The 18,653-nt window shown below is 69.7% G+C and carries 13 protein-coding genes; 6 read left to right on the forward strand and 7 right to left on the reverse strand.

Annotated features, from left to right (window positions below; genetic code table 11):
* The first annotated feature begins 199 nt into the window (after positions 1-199).
* On the forward strand, positions 200-2,239 hold the full coding sequence (locus AC07U4_RS13640) for a TonB-dependent receptor (protein ID WP_495195721.1): 2,040 nt from the start codon (positions 200-202) through the stop codon (positions 2,237-2,239).
* A gap of 47 nt (positions 2,240-2,286) precedes the next feature.
* A complete protein-coding gene (locus AC07U4_RS13645) occupies positions 2,287-3,309 on the forward strand; it encodes an alanine racemase (RefSeq protein ID WP_495195722.1) in 1,023 nt (340 codons plus the stop codon).
* On the opposite strand, the gene AC07U4_RS13650 is transcribed toward AC07U4_RS13645, so the two are convergent.
* From AC07U4_RS13650 to AC07U4_RS13665, 4 genes are all read right to left on the reverse strand, one after another.
* Entirely contained in the window at positions 3,310-4,278 is a 969-nt protein-coding gene (locus tag AC07U4_RS13650; protein WP_495195723.1) for a prolyl hydroxylase family protein, read from the reverse strand.
* An 87-nt stretch (positions 4,279-4,365) separates the two neighbouring features.
* Complete coding sequence (locus AC07U4_RS13655) at positions 4,366-7,656, reverse strand: TonB-dependent receptor domain-containing protein (RefSeq protein ID WP_495195724.1); 3,291 nt, start codon at positions 7,654-7,656, stop codon at positions 4,366-4,368.
* Between the two features lie 188 nt (positions 7,657-7,844).
* Positions 7,845-9,017, reverse strand: a complete 1,173-nt coding sequence (locus AC07U4_RS13660) for an acetyl-CoA C-acetyltransferase (protein ID WP_495195725.1) — start codon at positions 9,015-9,017, stop codon at positions 7,845-7,847.
* Between the two features lie 13 nt (positions 9,018-9,030).
* Positions 9,031-10,032, reverse strand: coding sequence for an alpha/beta hydrolase (locus AC07U4_RS13665; protein ID WP_495195872.1), 1,002 nt, complete (start codon positions 10,030-10,032; stop codon positions 9,031-9,033).
* 107 nt (positions 10,033-10,139) lie between these two features.
* On the opposite strand from AC07U4_RS13665, the gene phaR reads away from it, so the two are divergent.
* Both phaR and AC07U4_RS13675 read left to right on the forward strand, forming a co-directional pair.
* Positions 10,140-10,697, forward strand: coding sequence for a polyhydroxyalkanoate synthesis repressor PhaR (gene phaR / locus AC07U4_RS13670; RefSeq protein ID WP_137899549.1), 558 nt, complete (start codon positions 10,140-10,142; stop codon positions 10,695-10,697).
* Positions 10,698-10,706: 9 nt separating this feature from the next.
* Positions 10,707-10,892, forward strand: coding sequence for a hypothetical protein (locus tag AC07U4_RS13675; RefSeq protein ID WP_038662672.1), 186 nt, complete (start codon positions 10,707-10,709; stop codon positions 10,890-10,892).
* Between the two features lie 283 nt (positions 10,893-11,175).
* On the opposite strand, the gene AC07U4_RS13680 is transcribed toward AC07U4_RS13675, so the two are convergent.
* Entirely contained in the window at positions 11,176-12,357 is a 1,182-nt protein-coding gene (locus AC07U4_RS13680) for an aspartyl protease family protein (protein ID WP_495195726.1), read from the reverse strand.
* Between the two features lie 175 nt (positions 12,358-12,532).
* Entirely contained in the window at positions 12,533-14,074 is a 1,542-nt protein-coding gene (locus AC07U4_RS13685; RefSeq protein ID WP_495195727.1) for a TadA family conjugal transfer-associated ATPase, read from the reverse strand.
* Positions 14,075-14,208: 134 nt separating this feature from the next.
* On the opposite strand from AC07U4_RS13685, the gene AC07U4_RS13690 reads away from it, so the two are divergent.
* Complete coding sequence (locus tag AC07U4_RS13690; RefSeq protein WP_495195728.1) at positions 14,209-15,729, forward strand: S1C family serine protease; 1,521 nt, start codon at positions 14,209-14,211, stop codon at positions 15,727-15,729.
* A 53-nt stretch (positions 15,730-15,782) separates the two neighbouring features.
* The gene (locus AC07U4_RS13695) at positions 15,783-17,324 is read left to right on the forward strand and encodes a tetratricopeptide repeat protein (RefSeq protein WP_495195729.1); all 1,542 of its coding nucleotides are present in this window, start codon (positions 15,783-15,785) and stop codon (positions 17,322-17,324) included.
* A 266-nt stretch (positions 17,325-17,590) separates the two neighbouring features.
* Here the strand turns inward: AC07U4_RS13695 and AC07U4_RS13700 are convergent, their stop codons facing one another.
* On the reverse strand, positions 17,591-18,616 hold the full coding sequence (locus AC07U4_RS13700) for a bifunctional transcriptional activator/DNA repair enzyme AdaA (protein ID WP_495195730.1): 1,026 nt from the start codon (positions 18,614-18,616) through the stop codon (positions 17,591-17,593).
* Positions 18,617-18,653: the final 37 nt, after the last annotated feature.

The following is an 18,653-nucleotide window of genomic DNA, read 5'->3' on the forward strand; positions in this document are numbered from 1 at the left end:
ACGCGGGCGGGAGAGAATAAGGAACCGCCATGACCATCTCCTTCGAGTCCGCAGCAAGCGCAGCGCGACCGGGATCGTTCCCGATCCGCGTCGTCCTTGCAACGTCGATGTCACATACCGCGTAAGGTGGCCGGTACACCGCTCTGAATAAGCGAGGTTTGTCATTCTCCTCGGCGCCGGAAACCGCCAAGGGGGCGCGATGCGTCTTCTGCTTTCCACCGCCGCCCTGTTCGCCTCGGCGATCGCCGTCCCTGCGCTGGCGCAGGCCGATCCCGACGTCGCGCCCGATATCGTCGTCACCGGCCGCGGCCTGCCCGATTCGCCCGGCGAGCGCGCCTTCGACATCGTCACCATCGACCGCGACCGGCTTCAGGCCAATGCCAGCGCGCGGCTGGAAAGCGTGCTCGCCGATGTCGCCGGCTTGCAGCAGTTCCGCCGGTCCGACAGTCGCACCGCTAATCCCACCAGCCAGGGCATCACCCTGCGCGGGATCGGCGGCAATGCCTCCAGCCGTGCGCTGCTGATCCTCGACGGCGTGCCGCAGGCCGATCCGTTCGGCGGCTGGGTCGCGTTTCCGGCCTATGCCACGGGGCGGCTGGGGCAGGTGCGGGTGACGCGCGGCGGCGGCAGCGGCTATTTCGGCCCCGGTGCGCTCGCCGGCACCGTCCAGCTCGACAGCGCCACCCCCGACCAGCTCGCGCCGCTCGACGCCAGCCTGTTCTACGGCAGCCGCGATTCGATCGAGGCGCAGGGCGCCGCGGCGCTGGTCCGCGACGGCGGCTTCGCGACGCTGTCGGGGGCCTATGCACGCGGCGACGGCTTCGTGCCGACGGTCGCATCGAGCCGCGGCCCGGTCGACCGCGCCGCGCCCTACGAACAGGCATCGGGGGCGCTGCGCACCGTCGTGACCGTCGCGCCGTCGACCGAGGTGCAGGCCAACGTCAGCGCCTTCACCGACCGGCGCGACCGCGGCACGGCGTTCACCGCGAACCGGTCGGACGGCGCCGACGCCAGCCTGCGCCTCGTCGGCCGCGGCGCCTGGGGCTGGTCGGCGCTCGCCTATCTGCAGACGCGTGCCTTCGCCTCCAGCTTCGCCAGCATCAACGCGGCGCGGACGACCGTCAGCCAGTCGCTGAACCAATATAACACGCCCGCCACCGGGCTCGGCGCGCGGCTGGAGGTGCAGCCGCCGGTCGGCGCGGCGCTCGACCTGCGGCTCGGCGCCGACATCCGCGACGTCTCCGGCAAGACGCAGGAGCTGTTCACTTTCGTCAACGCCAGCCCCACCCGCCGCCGCGAGGCGGGCGGGTCGAGCCGGACCCAGGGCCTGTTCGCCGACGGCAGCGTCGCGCTCGGCGACCTGACGCTGACCGGGGCGGGGCGCATCGACTGGTGGCGGATAGACGGCGGCTATCTTCGCGAGCGCCCGCTCGCCGGCGGCGCGGCGCTGACCGACAATCGCTTCGCCGATCGCGACGGCAGTGAATTCACTGGCCGGCTCGGCGCCGCGTGGCGCGCCGCCGCGGCGGTGACGGTGCGCGCGGCGGCCTATCGCGGCTGGCGGCTGCCGACGCTCAACGAACTCTATCGCCCCTTCCGCGTCGGCAACGACGTCACCGCCGCCAATGCCGGCCTCTCGCCCGAGCGGCTGACGGGGATCGAGGGCGGCGTGACGCTGACGCCCTTCGCCGGCGCCAGCCTCGCCGCGACGCTGTTCCACAACCAGCTCGACGATGCGATCGCCAACGTGACGCTCGCCGCGACGCCGACCAGCGCCATGCGTGTCCGCCGCAACCTCGACGCGATCCGCTCGACCGGGGTCGAGGTCGATGCGCGCTATGCGACCGGGCCGTTCACCGCGCTCGCCTCGTGGAGCCATGTCGACGCACGCGTCCGCGCCTCGGGCGCGGCGGTGGCGCTCGACGGTCTGCGTCCGGCGCAGACGCCGCGCGACGCGCTATCCGGGACGCTCGGCTGGCGGCAGCGGCGCGCGGCCGTGTCGGCGACGCTGCGTCACGTCGCGCGCCAGTTCGACGACGACCAGAACAGTCGCAGCCTCGCCCCCGCGACGACGCTCGACGGCTATGCCGCGCTGCCGGTGACGCGCGTGCTGACGATCGAGGCGCGTGCCGAGAACGTCTTCGACGCGCGCGTCGAGGCCGGGATCAGCGGCGCCAACATCGTCGAGCGCGCGACGCCGCGCACGCTGTGGATCGGGGTACGCGCGCGGCTCGATTGAACCGGCGTGGCTCGACGCCGGCAGCCGGGGCGATTACACGCCCCGGCGTGACCGCTCCCCTCCGCCTCCGCCTCGACCGCCATGCCCTCGCCGACAATTGGCGCGCGCTCGACCGGATGAGCGGCACGGCGGCGTGCGGAGCGGCGATCAAGGCGGACGGCTACGGCCTCGGCGCGACCGAGGTCGCAGGGCAGCTCGCCGCCGCCGGCTGCCGCGACTTCTTCGTCGCGACCTGGGCCGAGGCGGCGCGGCTGGGGCCGCTCGGCCTGCCTTTGTCGGTGCTGCACGGCGTCCGCGCCGAGGACATGCCGCTGGCGCTGCAGGGCATCGCGCGCCCGGTGCTCAACAGCGAGACGCAGGTCGCCCGCTGGCGCGCGGCGGGCGGCGGTGCCTGCGACGTGATGGTCGACACCGGGATCAACCGGCTCGGCGTCTCGCCGGCGGCGGTGCGCGACGGCCTGCTCGACGGGCTGACGATCGAGACGCTGATCAGCCATCTCGCCTGCGCCGACGAGGACAGCGCGATGAACGATCGCCAGCGCGCCGCCTTCGCGGCGCTGGCGGGGGTGACGGGCGCGCGCCGGATGAGCCTCGCCAATTCCGCCGGTATCGCGCTCGGGGCGGGGTACGCCTTCGATCTCACCCGCCCGGGAATCGCGCTGTACGGCGGCATCGTCCGGCCGGAATTCGCGGGCACGATCCGCCAGGTGGCGACGCCCGAGGCGCAGGTGCTGCAACGCCGCACCGTCCTCGCCGGCGAGACGGTCGGCTACAATGCGACCTGGACCGCGCCGCGCGCGACCGAGGTGGCGATCCTCAATCTCGGCTATGCCGACGGCTATGTCCGCGGCTTCTCCGACCGCGGCAGTGCGGGCGGGGGGACGCTGCCGGTGATCGGGCGGGTCTCGATGGACCTGATGGCGCTCGACGTCACCGCCGCGCCGAATCTGGCGGAGGGCGACTGGGTCGCGCTCGACTTCGCGCTGCCGACGGCGGCGGCGGCAAGCGGGATGTCGCAATATGAGCTGCTGACGCTGCTGGGGCAGCGGTATGCGCGGGGGTGGGGGTAATCAGGCCGCTTCGGGGCCGGTCCATACGTCGAATGGCCGCGCCCGGATCCATCGCGTCGCGAGCCATTTGACGCCGCTGCGGACCGGCTCGCCGGCGTGGCGGGCGGTGGCCAGCGGCCGGCCCTGCGCGTCGACATTGTCGAAGATGATCGCATCGCCCGCCTTCGGGCGGATGGTCAGGCCGTGGTCGGGGAACGTCGTCTCGCCGCCGCCGAAGCCGTCGTTGAGATAGACGAGCACCGTCGCGACGCGCTGGTTGCGCACCTGGGGCAGGACGTCGGCGTGAAGGCGGAATTGCTGGCCGGGGCGATAGCGCAGGACGGTCAACGCCTCACCCTGCGCCACCTGGGTGTCGCTGAGCGCGGCGATCCGGACGTTGATCGCACGGATGACCGGGTCTTCGCGCAGCGGGCTCAGCACGCCCGCATCCGAGGTGCGGATCGGGTGCGGGATCGGCCGCCCGGTCTGCGGGTCGACCACCGCAGCCGGCGCGAGCAGATCGTTGGCGGCATTGGCGATATGCGCGCATTCGGCTGCGGTCAGCGCCCCCGCCACGCGGCGAACGCTGCGATCCTTGGTCAACGCCTCGCTCTCGAACGGCATGGCGGGCAGGCCATCCTCGGTGATCGCCATTGCCGACAGCAGCGTTTGGAGATGCCGGGCGTGCGGGTCGCCTGCCGCTGCCGCCACCGCGAGCAGCCGCATCGCGCCGCGCCAGTCGGCCGGCGCGCCGGTGCCGTTGGACGCAAGCGCGACCTCGATCAGCCGTGCCTCGGCATGTCCGCTGTGCGCCGCGCGCCGCAACGTCGCGCGCGCGGCTGGCAGGTCGCGGGGCAGGGGGCGGCCCTGGAGCAGCCACAAGGCTTGCTGGAACAAGGCGTCGCCGTGATCGGTCGCCGCGAGCCTGGCGACCGTCGCGATCGCTTCGGCGGTGCGGCCGGCGCGCAACATCGCATCGACGGCGGCCATCGGGTCGTTCTGCATCCGTGGAGACTGGACGAAAAAAGGGCCGGTGGAAACCACCGGCCCTAGTTTTGTCGTTGCTATCTGAGCGACTTAGAAGCGAGCGGTCACGCCGGCATAGAAGCGGCGGCCGACGTTGTCGAAGATCCCGCTGCCCGCACCGATGCCGGTCGCGCCGAGCGGCGGCAGGCGGTCGGTGATGTTGTCGATGCCGAAGTAGAAGTCCGAACGCTCCGTGATGTTGATGCCGAACTTGGTGCCGATGTAGAGCACGTCCGGATAAAAAGCGATGTCGTAATCGTCGAGGTTCTGCGGCGGCCGGCCTTGGACCGTCTCGTGATTCTCGATCGCCCCGACCGACTGCTTGGACAAATAGCGGAACGAGGTGTTGACATACATCGGGCCGAAGTCGGCATTGATGAACATCGAAACCTGATCCTTGGGATTGCCGAGTTCGCCGTTGAGGCGGTCAGCGAACCCGGGCTGCGCCGGGTTCAGGAACTGGTCGTTCTGCAGGAAATGCGTGTAGATGACCTGCGCACCCAGGCGGACATTGCCGACCTTGCGGTTGTAGCTGATCTGGCTGTCGATACCGCGAACCTGCAGCTTGGCGTAGTTCAGCGGGATCTGCAGCAGGCTGCCTTCCACAATACGATAGGCCTGCTCGCCGGCAGGGCCGGTGCCACCAGCGGCAACGCGCTGGAACTGGTTGCAGAACTGGTTGTCTTGGATCGACGGCGAGTCATAGCAGGCGTTGACGATGTTCTGCGCCGTCGGCGCCGTGATGACGTTGTTCACCTTGATGTTGTAGTAATCGACCGAGAGCGTCAGGCCCGGCACGACGCGCGGCTGGATGACGGCGCCGTACGTGTAGGAGTCGGACTTTTCCGCGGCCAGATTGGCGTTACCACCACTCTGCGTTTCCAGCGACTGGGCGTATTGGAAGTTATAGCCCGCCGGAATGCCGGCCGCCGCGCAATTCGCCGCGCGATACTGCGTACCGCGTGCCAGATTGTCGGCCGCGCAGGGGTCGAGGAAGCCCGGTGCGAAGTTCTGGCCAGGCGCCGAGAACTGCTCGCTCAGGTTCGGGGCACGCACCGCCCGGCCGTAATTGGCACGCAGGCGGATGTCCTCGATCGGTGCCCATTCGCCCTTCAGGTTGTAGCTGTAGACCGTGCCGGCAGAGCCCTTGTAGTCGGATACGCGGCCCGACGCGCTCAGGGTGACTTCCTTGGTCAGGAACGTGTCCTTCAGCAGCGGGACGCGCAATTCGCCGAACGCTTCCTTCACTTCGAACGCGGGCGGCGTGAACGGTGCCAGCGCGTTGTAGAAGGTGTAGCCCTGCTCGACATAGGGATCGGCGCGGAAATAGTTGGTCTCACGGCGATATTCACCGCCGACCGATACACCGATGCCACCGCCGGGCAGGCTGAAGAACGCCGACGTGTCGCCCGACACGGTGCCGAGCACGTCGAACTGCGTGATCTTGCCGTTGGAGGTCGTGTTGCGGAGTACGAAGTCGCGCGCCGCCTGCGAGATGCCGCCGACGCCGAACGGATTGAGCGGCTGGCAGGCTGCGATGTCGTTGGTCAGGTTGGCCGCATTGCCGGTCAGGTCCTGCCCGGGCAGCCCGATCAGCGCACCGGCATTGGCACGATTGCGATCGAGTTTGGCCCCGCAGACGATCTGACCGCTGGCCGGATCGCGCACCGCATCGAGCGCCAGCGCCAGACGCTGGGTGTCGACGTTGCCGAGCACCCGGGTCTTCTCACGGAATTCGCCGTAGTTGGCCGAAACCTCATAGTTGAAGTTCTGGGCGAAGTCGCCGCGAACGCCGCCGACGATGCGATAGGTCTCGCGAGTCGCGTCTTCGGTGCGCGAGCCGAGGTCGGTCAGGTTCTTACGCAGGATGAAGCGATACGAACCGGCTGCGATCTGCGACGTCAACGTCGCCTGCTGCGCCGCGGTCAGTGCCGCACCGTTGGTCGGGCTGATACCGTTGTTGACTGCCGCCTGCGCCTGCGCCGCGAGCGTCGCACTCGCCGTCGGGCTCAGGAACGGATTGTCCAGGCGCGGGCGCTCGTAGGTGCCGTCGATCGTGCTGCCGGTGTAGAAGGCCGGGCCCGAGCCGCCGAGCGAAACCGAACGCGTCCGCACGTACTTTGCTTCGATGAAGGGCACGAAGGCCGGCGAAACCTCGAAATGGCCGAGGATGTTGGCGGCGTAGCGGTCGAGCCGCGGCAGCAGCTGGAGCAGCACGCCTTCACGGCCGGTGTTGCCGTTGCCACCGACGTAGCTGATGCCAGCCGGGCTTGCCGTAGGTGCAGTTGCCGTACCCTGAGCGACGCCGATCGCGGTGCCGGTCTGCGCCGCGATGGTACCACCGGGCTGGAACAGATAGTTGCAGGTGAATGCGCGGCCCAGGCCGTCACGACCGCAACGCGCGGTGGTATTGGCCCCCGGCGCGGCGCCCGGGAAAGCGACGAGGCCGCCGTCCGAGATGGTGCCCAACCGAAGGTCATTGAAGAACGTCGCGTCCGGACGGCCGTCGAAGTTCAGGTTGCCGTTGACGCCCGCACCAGCGGCGTCGACGTTGGTGGTGACGAAGCCGTCGCGGCGGCGATAGGACTTGCGGTCAGAGCCGAACAGATCCTCCGAATGGGTATATTCGGCGTTGACGGCGATGTTGCCACGGCCATCGGCGAAGTTCTTGCCGGCGGTGCCGCTGATGAAATAGCTGCCCGCGTCGCCCTTGTCGCTGACGCCGCCCTGCGCGCGCAGCTGCAGACCCTCGAACTTGTCCTTCATGACGAAGTTCACGACACCGGCGATCGCGTCCGAGCCGTAGACGGCCGAGTTGCCACCGGTCACGATGTCGACGCGCTCGACGAGGTCGGTTGGGATCGTGTTGACATCGACCGAGACGGCGTTGTTGAGGATGTCGGCGCCGACATGGCGGCGGCCGTTGACCAGCACCAGCGTACGCGACGTGCCGAGACCACGCAGATCGAGCAGGTTCAGCGCACCGGTGCCGAGGAAGCGCGTCGAGTTGGACTGGCTGTACGTGCTCTGCAGCTGCGGCAGATCGTTCAGTGCGTCACCGATCGACGTACGGGCGGTCTGCGTCAGCTGCTGGACCGAGATCGTGGTGATGGGAACCGCCGAAACCTCGTTCGGCGTGCGGATGCGCGAGCCGGTAACGACGATTTCCTGGCCCGAACGCGCGTCGTCTTCCGGCTCGGTCGAGGCGGTCGGAATGTCCGTGCGTGCCGGGGCGGTCGCGTCCGGCGTCGTCTGGGCTTCGGGCGCCGTCTGCGCAAAGGCGTTGGTGGCGAGCAACATCCCGCCCGCGAGCGCACTCGCGGAGAGCAACCAGTTCTTCATAAAAGTCCCCTGTGTCAGGCGTTGTTCGCCTTTGTCAGGAGACCATGTTGGCGCAACCGGATGGAAGCGGACAAGCCGGTTTGCGACAGAAACAGTCGTAATCGAGCGGTTTAGTCAAAAGTGTCGCTAAAATGACACAAAAATTACAGCTTTTATGTCCGCATGTTGCGCATTCGTCAGCGAGTGCGTCACCGCTCGACGCACATCGCGATCCCCATGCCCCCGCCGATGCACAAGGTCGCCAGCCCCTTCTTCGCGTCGCGCTTTTCCATCTCGTAGAGCAGCGTGGTCAGCACGCGCGCGCCGCTGGCGCCGATCGGGTGGCCGATCGCGATCGCGCCGCCGTTGACGTTGACCTTGCCCGCATCCCAGCCGAGCTCCTTGCCGACCGACAGCGCCTGCGCCGCGAACGCCTCGTTCGCCTCGATCAGGTCGAGGTCGGCGAGCGTCCAGCCGGCCTTCTCCAGCGCCTTCCTCGATGCCGGCACCGGGCCGATGCCCATCACCGACGGATCGACGCCCGCGCTCGCCCAGCTCCGGATCGTCGCGAGCACCGGCGCGCCGCGCGCCTCGGCCTCGGCGCGGCTCATCAGCACCAGCGCCGCGGCGCCGTCGTTGAGGCCGCTGGCATTGGCGGCGGTGACGGTGCCGTCCTTCTTGAACGCCGGCCGTACGCCGCCGACGCTGTCGAGCGTCGCGCCGGCGCGGATATATTCGTCGTCCGCCACGACGGTGTCGCCCTTGCGGCCCTTGATCGTCACCGGCGCGATCTCGTCCTTGAACCGGCCGCTGCCGCGCGCGGCCTCCGCCTTGTTCTGGCTGGCGACCGAGAAGGCGTCCTGGTCGGCGCGCGTCACCTGATATTGCTCGGCGAGATTCTCCGCGGTGATCCCCATGTGATAGCCGTTGAACACGTCGGTGAGGCCATCGATCACCATCGTGTCGACGAGGCTGACCGCACCCATCTTGGTGCCGCCGCGCATCGTCTGCGCATGCGCGCTCATCGACATGCTTTCCTGCCCGCCGGCGACGACGATCGTCGCGTCGCCGGTCTGGATCGCCTGACAGGCGAGCGCGACCGCGCGCAGGCCCGAGCCGCACACCTGGTTGACGCCCCAGGCCGGCACCTCCTTGGGGATGCCCGCCGCCATCGACGCCTGCCGCGCCGGATTCTGGCCCTGCGCCGCGGTGAGCACCTGGCCGAGGATCACCTCCGACACGTCGGCACCGTCGACGCCGGCCTGCGCGAGCGCCGCCTCGATCGCGACGCGGCCCAATTCGTGCGCGGGGGTGGCGGCGAAGGCGCCGAGGAAGCTGCCGACGGGGGTACGCTTGGCGGCGGTGATGACGATCTCGGTCATGATGGTCCTGCTCCTACTTTGGTGCGTGTCTACCCGGCGGCAGCGCCGCGATCCAGTGCGCGAGCGGCTCCCACAGCATCGTCCGCCCACGCCCGCCGACGATCATCCCGACATGGCCGAGGCCGAGGTCGCGCCGGTCGGCGAGCCCCGCGGCGGTGGCCGCCGGGACGATCCGGTCGGTGAGCGAGACGAACTCGACCGCCGGGCAGGCGAGCCGAGACGGGGAAGCGGGGGCGCCGCGGACGATCCATCCGCCGGTGCCCGGCCGGTCGGCGGCGACGAACCGCTCGAACAGGTCGCGCGCCGCGGCGAGCGGCAGCGGCGCTCCGGCATTGGCCCAATCCTCCAGCCGGACGAAGGCGCGCGCCGCCGCACCCTCGGGGTCGAGCCGCACGAACGATTCGTATTTGGCGATCGTCCGCGCCGGATCGAGCCGCCAGAAGCCTGCCTGCAACACCTCCATCGGCAGCACGCCGAGCGCCTCGGCGGTCGGCTTCGCCGCCTGCCACAGGTCGAGCATGCCGGGCGCGGACTCGCCATAGCCGGCGAAACGCCACGGCGCGGCGATCGTCGCGAGGCCGGCGACCGGGGTGGCGCCCGCCGCCGCCAGCGCCATCGTCCCGCCGAGGCAATAGCCGACCAGCACCGGCGGCTCGTCGAGCTGCTCGATCAGCGGCAGCAGCAGCGATTCGATATGGCCGGTCATGTCCATGTCGCGATCGGCCGCGCCCGGCTCGCCCCAGTCGACCAGCGCGACGCGGCAGCCCTGTGCCGCCATCCAGCGCACCAGCGACGTCTCGCCGAGATCGAGGATCGCCGGTGGATTGATCAGCGACGGCACGAACACGACCATCCGGCCGCGCCCGCCATAATAACGCAGGCACGCGCGCCCGGCGGTGGCGAGTGCTGGCATCGGCGGCGGCGGGGCGGGGCGTGGCGCCTGCTGATAGGCGGCGAGCCCGGCGAGCGCCGCCGCGGTGCGCGCCGGATCTGCTGCGGTTTCGCTGCGCAGCATGTCGAGGAACAGCGGCAACGGTCGCGGGCTGTGTTGCGGTGCGAAAAATTGCGGCGTACCATCGGCATCAGTCACGGCAAAGGACCGTCGCGCGACAGGGGAGCGATATGAAGAAACAGGCCAGGGCCGACGGAATCGTCATCATCAAGAAATACGCCAATCGGCGCCTCTATAATACCGAGACCTCGTCCTACATCACGCTCGAGCATCTGGCGACGATGACCCGCGAGGGGCGCGACTTCAAGGTCGTCGACGCCAAGACCGACGATGATATCACCCACAACGTGCTGACCCAGATCATCATGGAAGAGGAAAGCCGCGGCCAGACGATGCTGCCGGTCAGTTTCCTGCGCCAGCTCATCTCCATGTACGGCGATTCGATGCAGGCGATGGTGCCGGGCTATCTGGAAGCGTCGATGGACAGTTTCCGCCGCAACCAGGAACAGTTCAAGTCGGCGGTCGAGGGCGCCTTCGCGCACTCCCCCTTCGCGGAGATCGCCAAGCGCAACCTGCAGATGCTCGAGGTCGCCGCGCAGGCGTTCCAGACGCCGGGCGTCGCCCCGGTGACCCCGCCACCGTCGCCCACGGCGAGCAAGGACGACCAGATCGCCGCACTGAAGGCGGAGCTGACGCGGTTGCAGGACAAGGTCGAGAAGCTCGGCTGAGCGCGGACGATGCCGGCGATGTTCTGGGCGGCGGGTGCGTCGGTGCTGCTCGCGCTTGCAGCGGCATTCGCCGACCGCCGCCGCCGGCTGCGGGTCGATCCCGACCGTGTCGGCTTCGTCGACTGGCGCACCGTCCAGATGGCGGCCCTGCTCGCGACGATCCTGCTGGTGAGCATCGGCCTGCACACGCAATAGGGCGTATGCCCTCCGCGAGTTGGCGCCGCTTTGCGGGCGGGAAGGCAGGATTGTTCGCGCGAAGACGCGAAGACGCGAAGAGAAGGGTTCGCGCAGAGGCGCGGAGGCGCAGAGATGGTGCGCCCGGCGCGAAGCGCCATGCATCCACGATGAGGAAGACTGAAGGCCGCTGGCGCGGCCGGACCATCTCTGCGTCTCCGCGCCTCTGCGCGCAAAAAACCTTCTTCTCTTCGCGCCTTCGCGTCTTCGCGTGAGCCAAGCTTCTTCCGCTGACGTCCCCGCCTCAGTAGAATTGCCGCAAGGTCAGCCTCCGCACCGTCCCGTCGCACAGGCCGAGTCGCACCGCCGTACCCGGCGCGCCGATCGCCCATTTCGCCAGTGCGCTCGTCGGATAGTCCGTGGTGACCGGCTGGTCGTTGATCCGGCAGATCGTCTCGCCTGGCTGCCACCCCGCCGCGGCAGCCGGCCCGCCGCGCATGACGTGCAGCACCTTGAGCCGGTCGCGCTCCAGCCCGACCAGCAATCCGCTGGTCGAGCGCAGCGGCGGGGCGTTCGCCTCCGGCCCCGGCTTGAGCACCATCCGCCCGGCGCCGGGGTCGAGCAGCACGCGGTAATTCTGGAGCAGCCCCGACCCGATCCGCCCTGCCACGCCGATCGTCTCCGAGAAGCCGCCCGCCGGCTCGACCCGCGCCTCGACGTTGCGCACCACCTGCTGCCCCAGCGACACCGCGGGCAGGATGGCGAGCGTGCTCACCGTCTCGCCGGCGAGGCCGAAGGAGATCGTCGTCGTGGTCGGCAGCCGCGCGATCCCCGCCGTTCTGGCGGATGCGGCGGACAAGGTCAGCGCCGAGCCGTCGCCGGTGTCGACGATCATCGGCGCCAGCCGCCTGGTCGCGATCGTCGCGCTGCTTTCGTAGACGCGGCGGCCGGGCGAGATGGCCAGCGGCGCGATCGCCCCGACGAACGGCAGCCGGCCCGACGGCAGCAGGCGGAAGCGGTGGTTGGCGTAATCGATGTCGAGCGCCTGCCCGCCGGTGACGTCGCGCCCGATCAGCATGTCGACCGCCTGCGCGCTGCCGGTAGCGAGCGCGGGCAGGTCGGCGACGGTGACGCCGCCGCCGGTGCGGGTGAGCCCGCCGATCGCCAGCCGCCGCGTCGCGAGCCAGCCCACCGCCACCGCGCCATTGCCGCCGCCGCCGATCGCGGTCGCCTGGCCGTTGGCGGTGACCCGCGTCGGATCGGCGGCGGCGGATTTGGCGGCGAGCACCGAATAGCTCACCCCGGTATCGAGGATCGCGGTCACCGGCCGTTCGTCGAGCGTCAGCGTGAAGCGGATCTGGTTGCCCGGCGTCAGGTCGAACGACACCCAGCGCGCCTCGCTGTCGGCGGCGAGCGTGACGACCCCTTCACGTCCCGCGGGTTGGGGCGAGGCGGCGAGCAGGACGAGGGGCAGGAGCAGATGCATCCGCCGACCCTAACGGCGGAACGCCGGCGCTGCCACAAGGGGTTGGGGCGCGGCGCACCGGGCCTCTATGCGCCCCGTTGGTGCTGAGCTTGTCGAAGCACCATGGGACTCACCGCCCTTCGACAGGCTCAGGGCTGACGGTCCGGGGGCGTTCGTGCGGTCGATAACGCCGATCCTACAGGCACGCCTCCAGAAACGCCTGATCGAAGCCGAACTGCTTCGCCTTGTCGAGCGTATAGGGGCGCAGCCCCATCGAGCGGTACTCGCCGATGATCTTGCCGTCGGCGCTTTCGTCGAGATATTCAAACTTGAACAATTCCTGCGTCACGATCACCGGCCCTTCCATGCCGATCACCTCGGTGACGTTGGTGACGCGGCGCGAGCCGTCGCGCAGGCGCTTCACCTGGATGATGAGCTCGACCGAATCGGCGATCTGGCGGCTGATCGCCTCCTTGGGCACCTTGATGTCCGACATCATCACCATATTCTCCATACGGGCGAGCGCCTCGCGCGGGGAATTGGCGTGGAGCGTGCACATCGAGCCGTCGTGACCGGTGTTCATCGCGGCGAGCATGTCGAAACACTCGCTGCCGCGGATCTCGCCCAGGATGATGCGATCGGGGCGCATACGCAGCGCGTTCTTGACGAGGTCGCGGATGCTGATCTCGCCTTGCCCCTCCAGATTGGCCGGCCGCGTCTCGAGCGGCAGCCAGTGCGGCTGTTGCAGGCGAAGCTCGGCGGCGTCCTCGATCGTCAGCACGCGCTCGCCGGGGTCGATCATCTTCGACAAGGCATTGAGCATCGTCGTCTTGCCCGAACCGGTGCCGCCCGAGATGACGACGTTGAACCGGCTCGCGCCCGCGATCTTGAGCGCGGTCGCCATCTTGGGGCTCATGCTGCCGAATCCCGCCATCATGTCGAGCGTGATCGGCTTGGCGGAGAATTTGCGGATCGAGATCGCGGTGCCGCGCAGCGACAGCGGCGGCACGATGACGTTGACGCGGCTGCCGTCCTTGAGGCGCGCATCGGCGAGCGGCGTGGTCTGGTCGACGCGGCGGCCGACCGAATTGACGATCCGCTGCGCGATCTGGAACAGATGCTCCTCGTCGCGGAACTGGATCTGCGCCAGCTCCAGCTTGCCCTTGCGCTCGACATAGGTCTGGTCGGGGCCGTTGACCATGATGTCGGTGATCGCCGGATCGGCGAGCAATTCCTCGAGCGGCCCCAGGCCGAGCAGCTCGTCGACCAGCACCTTTTCCAGCGCGAACTGTTCGCGGCGGTTGAGCGTCAGCTTGAGCTCGGCGAGCACCTCGCCGATGATTGGGCGGAATTCCTCGGCGAGCTCGTCCTTGCCGAGCGTCGCGGCGGCCTCGGGATCGACGCGTTCGAGCAGGCGCGGCAGCACCTGTTCCTTGATCTTGTGGATCGACGCCTCGAAGCCCTCGCCGCGGCTGCTGCCGGCATCGCCGCTGGCATTCTGCCGGTCGGTGAGCCGCTGCATCGCGTCGAGCGTGCCCGCGGGCAGGCTGCCGGCGAGCGGGTCGTCGGCGGGCAGCCCGCCGGGCAGCGGCATCGTCTCGATCGGCGGGAACTGGCTGCCGGGTGCGGCTTCGTCGGCGCGCGGCGCCGGGCTGCCCTGCATCGGGCGCGCCACGCCGAACGCCGGCCGTGCCGGCTGTCCGTTACCCATTCCGTTGCGACGCCCGAACGCGCTCATACACCAATCCTCGACCTTCAGTGACGGCGGTAGGCATCAGAGTTTGAGATTTTCCTAACCAAACCAAAACGGTGCGGCAGGGGCCGATCGCCGTGCTTGACAGCGGCGCGCCGAGGCCGTTCGGAAGGCGCGACATGCGCCGCCTCCTGCTCCTGCTTCTCGCCCTGCTCGGCGCCCCGTTCTGGGCGACGCCCGCCGCCGCCGACGACATCGGTGCGACCGCGCGCGGCGTCGTCCGCGTCGTCACCATCGCCGTCGTCGACGGGCAGGTGGTCGGCTTCGGCCACGGCAGCGGCGTCGCGATCGCACCCAATCGCATCGTCACCAACGCGCACGTCATGGAACTGGCGGAACGCTATCCCGACAATGTCGTGATCGGCGTGGTGCCGTCGGAAGGCGACAAGAGCTACCAGGGCCGCGTCGTCGCCTATGACGCGAAGCGCGACCTCGCGCTGATCGAATTCGCCGGCGCTCGGCTTCCCGCGGCCGCGCTCTATACCGGGCCGGTGAGCGAGGGCGATCCGGTGGTCGCGCTCGGCTATCCCGGCAACGTCGATCTCGCGACCGCGCAATCGGCCGCGGATTACATCCGCCCAACCTCGCCGGTCCGTTCGGAAGGCGTCTTCTCCGGCCGGCGCAGCCTGACCGGGATCGAGGTGCTGCTCCACACCGCCAGCATCGCGCGCGGCAATTCGGGCGGGCCGTTGCTCGACCGCTGCGGCCGGGTGATCGGCATCAATTCGGCGATCACTCGCGGCGAGGAGGGCGATGGCTCGTTCGGCTTCGCGATCGCCGATACCGAGCTGTCCGCCTTCCTGCGCGAGGCGAAACAGCCTTATGCCAGCGTCGGCACCGCCTGCACCTCGATCGAGGAACGGCTGCGCGACGACAGCGCGGCGGATGTGCGCGCGCGCAGCGATGCCCTGACCAGCCAGCGCGACGCCGCCACCCGCGCGGCGATGGGCCGCGAAGAGGCGCTCGCCCGCGCCCGCGAGACCGCGCAGACCCGGCGCGAGAACGTCATGGGGTTCGCCGGCCTGCTGCTGGTGCTGGGCGCGATGGGGATCGGCGCGGCCGGGCTGTTCGCAGTGCAGGGGCAGGGGCAGGGGCAGCGGCGGCGGACGATCTGGGCGGCGAGCCTTGGCGGCCTCGTTATGGTCGTCGCGATGCTCGTCTTCGTGCTGCGACCGAAGGGCGAGCCCGCCGTCCCGCCGCCACCCGCGGCGATCAGTCAGGTCGTACCCAATGCGCCGCTCGGCAAGCTCACCTGCGTCTTCCAGCCCGAACGCAGCCGCGTCACCGTCTCGCCGACCAGCGACGTCGCGCTGCACTGGGGGCGCAGCGGGTGCGGCGGCGGCGTGCAATATCTGCCGACCGGCGACCGCTGGGAGCGCGTGGTGGTGCCCGACGGCGAACAGACGGTGTCGGTCGTCGCCTTCGACCCGCTCACCCGCCGCTATACCGACATCCGCTACATGCTCGGCGCGCAGGCGATGGCGCAGGCGCGCAAGTTGCAGCAGGGGCAGGGCACGGCATCCCGCTGCACCGTCGACCCCGCCGCGATCGAGCGCCTCGCCCAGCAGCAATCGGCGATCCGCACGACGCTGCCGCCGCTGCCCAACGAGAAGCTGGTCTATAGTTGTCGTACGGGCTGACAAACGTATCGAGCCCGGTCTAGGTTGGGTCCGGGCATGTTGGGGGGCAGGACATGAATCGGTTGAAGTTGGCGGCGTGGCTGGTCGCGATGTGCTGCGCGCAGCCCGCGGCGGCGGAATGGTTCGAGGCGACCTCGAAGCATTTCATCGTCTACGCCAATGGGACTGCCGATTCGGTGCAGAAACGCGCCGAGCGGCTCGAACAGTTCGACAGCCTGGTCCGTTACTATAGGTCGATCCCCGCGGACGAGGGCGACGGTTCGAACAAGCTGACCGTCTACGTCGTCGCCAACGACGCGGCGGTCCGCAGGCTGTTTGGCCAGGGCGGCAAGAACGTCGCCGGCTTCTATCAGGGGCGCGCCAGCGGATCGGTCGCTTTCACTCCGGCGCAGGGTGGCGATCGCGATGACGTCAACGCGCTTCAGCCGCAGATCGTGCTGTTCCACGAATATGCCCATCACCTCATGCTCGGCAATCTCACGATCGCGTTGCCCGCCTGGTATGCGGAAGGCTATCCCGAATTCCTGTCCACCGCGCGGTTCGAAAAGGATTTCGTCTGGCTCGGCGCACCCGCGCAGCATCGCGCCTACGACCTGCTGCTCGGCAACGAGCTCACCGCGGAACAGCTCTTCGCGCTCGACCCGTCGAAGAAGATGCGCGACGGGCAGGTCGCCTCGCTCTACGCGCGCGGCTGGCTGCTCACCCATTATTTGCTGATCGACCAGAAGCGGGCCGTGCAACTCGACGCCTATCTGGCGGCGATCAACGACGGCAAGCCGGGGGTCGAGGCGGCACGCGCGGCGTTCGGCGATCTCGACGTGCTCAACCGCGTGCTGTCGTCCTACCTGCACAAATCGACGATGTCGGCCTACAAGATCCCGCTTACCCGGCTGACCACGCCGGTCGTCACCGTCCGGCCGCTGTCGGCGGGCGAGCGCGAGATGATCACGCTGCGCATGCGCTCGGACCGCGGCGTCGATCGCGAGACCGCGCAGCCGATCCTCGCCGCCGCGCTGCCGATCGCCGACCGCTATCCCAAGGATGCGATGGTGCAGGGCTGGTTCGCCGAGATGGCACTCGACGCCGGCCGCAACGACCTCGCCGATGCCGCCGCCGACCGTGCGCTGGCGATCGATCCCAAATCGTCGCAGGCCCTGGTCTACAAGGCGCAGGTGCATCTGCGCCGCGCGCGCGAGGCAAAGGTGACCGATCCGCAGGTGTGGCGCGAAGCGCGCAGTTGGCTGCTCCGCGCGAACAAGCTCGACACCAACGACGCCTATGCGCTGACGCTCTTCTATTCGAGCTTCGGCATGGCGGGGGCGCCGGCCACCGACAATGCCAAGGCCGCGCTGCGTCGCGCCCACGAGCTGGTACCGCAGGACGAGGGTCTCGCTTATGCCTATGCGACGCAGCTGCTGGTCGACGACAAGCGCGACGAGGCCCGCACGGCGCTGCGTCCGCTCGCCTATTCGGCGCACAGCAATCCCGACAATGCCGCCGCCAGGCTCATCACCGCGCTCGCGACCGGCAAGACCGGCCCGCAGGCGCTCGCCTCGCTCGGCGGGGACGCCGCCAAGGTGACGATCGAGAATTAGGCCGGCCGACATTCATCGGCGCCCGCGATACCACCGGTCCGTAACCCCGGACTTGATCCGGCGTCCCGCTACGTCCTTCACGCTTGCCATCGGGGAGAAGCGGGGGCCCGGGGGTGACGAAAGGGTGAAAGTGTCGCGCCTAGGCGCAGAGGTAACGCGGCCCTGTCATCGCAACGGAGCCGCAGATGCGACTAGCGCAACACGCTCTGCGCCTCTGCGCCTCTGCGCGAACCTGATACGTCTTCGGCGATCCGCAGCGGCCCGGCTCACCCGCCCTCGCGCGCCAGCAGGGCGCGCTTGCGCTCGACGCCATAGGCATAGCCGCCGAGCCCGCCGTCGCTGCGCGTGACGCGGTGGCAGGGGACGACCACCGCCAGCGGATTGCTGCCGCACGCCGTCCCCGCCGCGCGCATCGCGCCCGGCTGGCCGGCGAGCGCGGCCAGCTCGGCATAGCTGCGCGTCTCGCCCGCCGGGATCGTCTTCAGCGCCTGCCACACCGCCTCCTGAAAGGCGGTGCCGCGCACGTCGAGCGGCAGCGCGGCGTCGCGGCCCGGCGTCTCGACCAGCGCCACCACCGCCGCGGCAAGGCCGGCCAGCGCCGCATCGCCCGGCGCGATCTCCGCCCGCGGGAAGCGTGCCGCCAGCGCCGCCGCATCCTCGTCGAACGCCACCCGGCACAGCCCCTTGTCGGTCGCCGCGATGAGCAACGGCCCCAGCGAGGTCGCGACCTGCGTCCAGCGGATCGTCGCGCCCGCACCGCCGCGCGCCCAGACCGACGGCGCCATGCCGAGCCGCCTGGCGCCATCGGCGTAGAAGCGGCTCGCCGCGCCATAGCCCGCGTCGTAGATCGCATCGGTGACGCGGTCCGCCTGCTGCAACGCGTCCGCCGCGCGTCCGGAGCGCAGCGCGCGCGCATAAGCGGCGGGGCTGACCCCGGTCGCGCGGGTGAACAAGCGCTGGAAATGATGCGGCGCATAGCCGACCCGTGCGGCGAGCGCCGCCAGCCCGACCGGTTCCTCCGCCGCCGCGATCAGCGCGATCGCCTCGGCCACCGCCCGGCTGTCGCGGGCGACATCGTCGGGTTTGCAGCGCAGGCAGGCGCGATAGCCCGCCGCGCGCGCCGCCGCGCCGTCGGCGAGGAAGCTGACGTTGTCGCGCCGCGGATGCCGCGCGGGGCAGCTCGGCTTGCAATAGATGCCCGTGGTGCGCACCGCGACGACGAACGCGCCGTCCTGCGTCCGGTCGCGGCGCTCGAAGGCGGCCCAGGCCGCGTCCTGATCGATGGTGCTCATGCCGCTCCAATAGCCGATCGCGCGCCGCGCCCCATCC

Source organism: Sphingomonas sp. GW821-FHT02B09 (assembly GCF_059421875.1).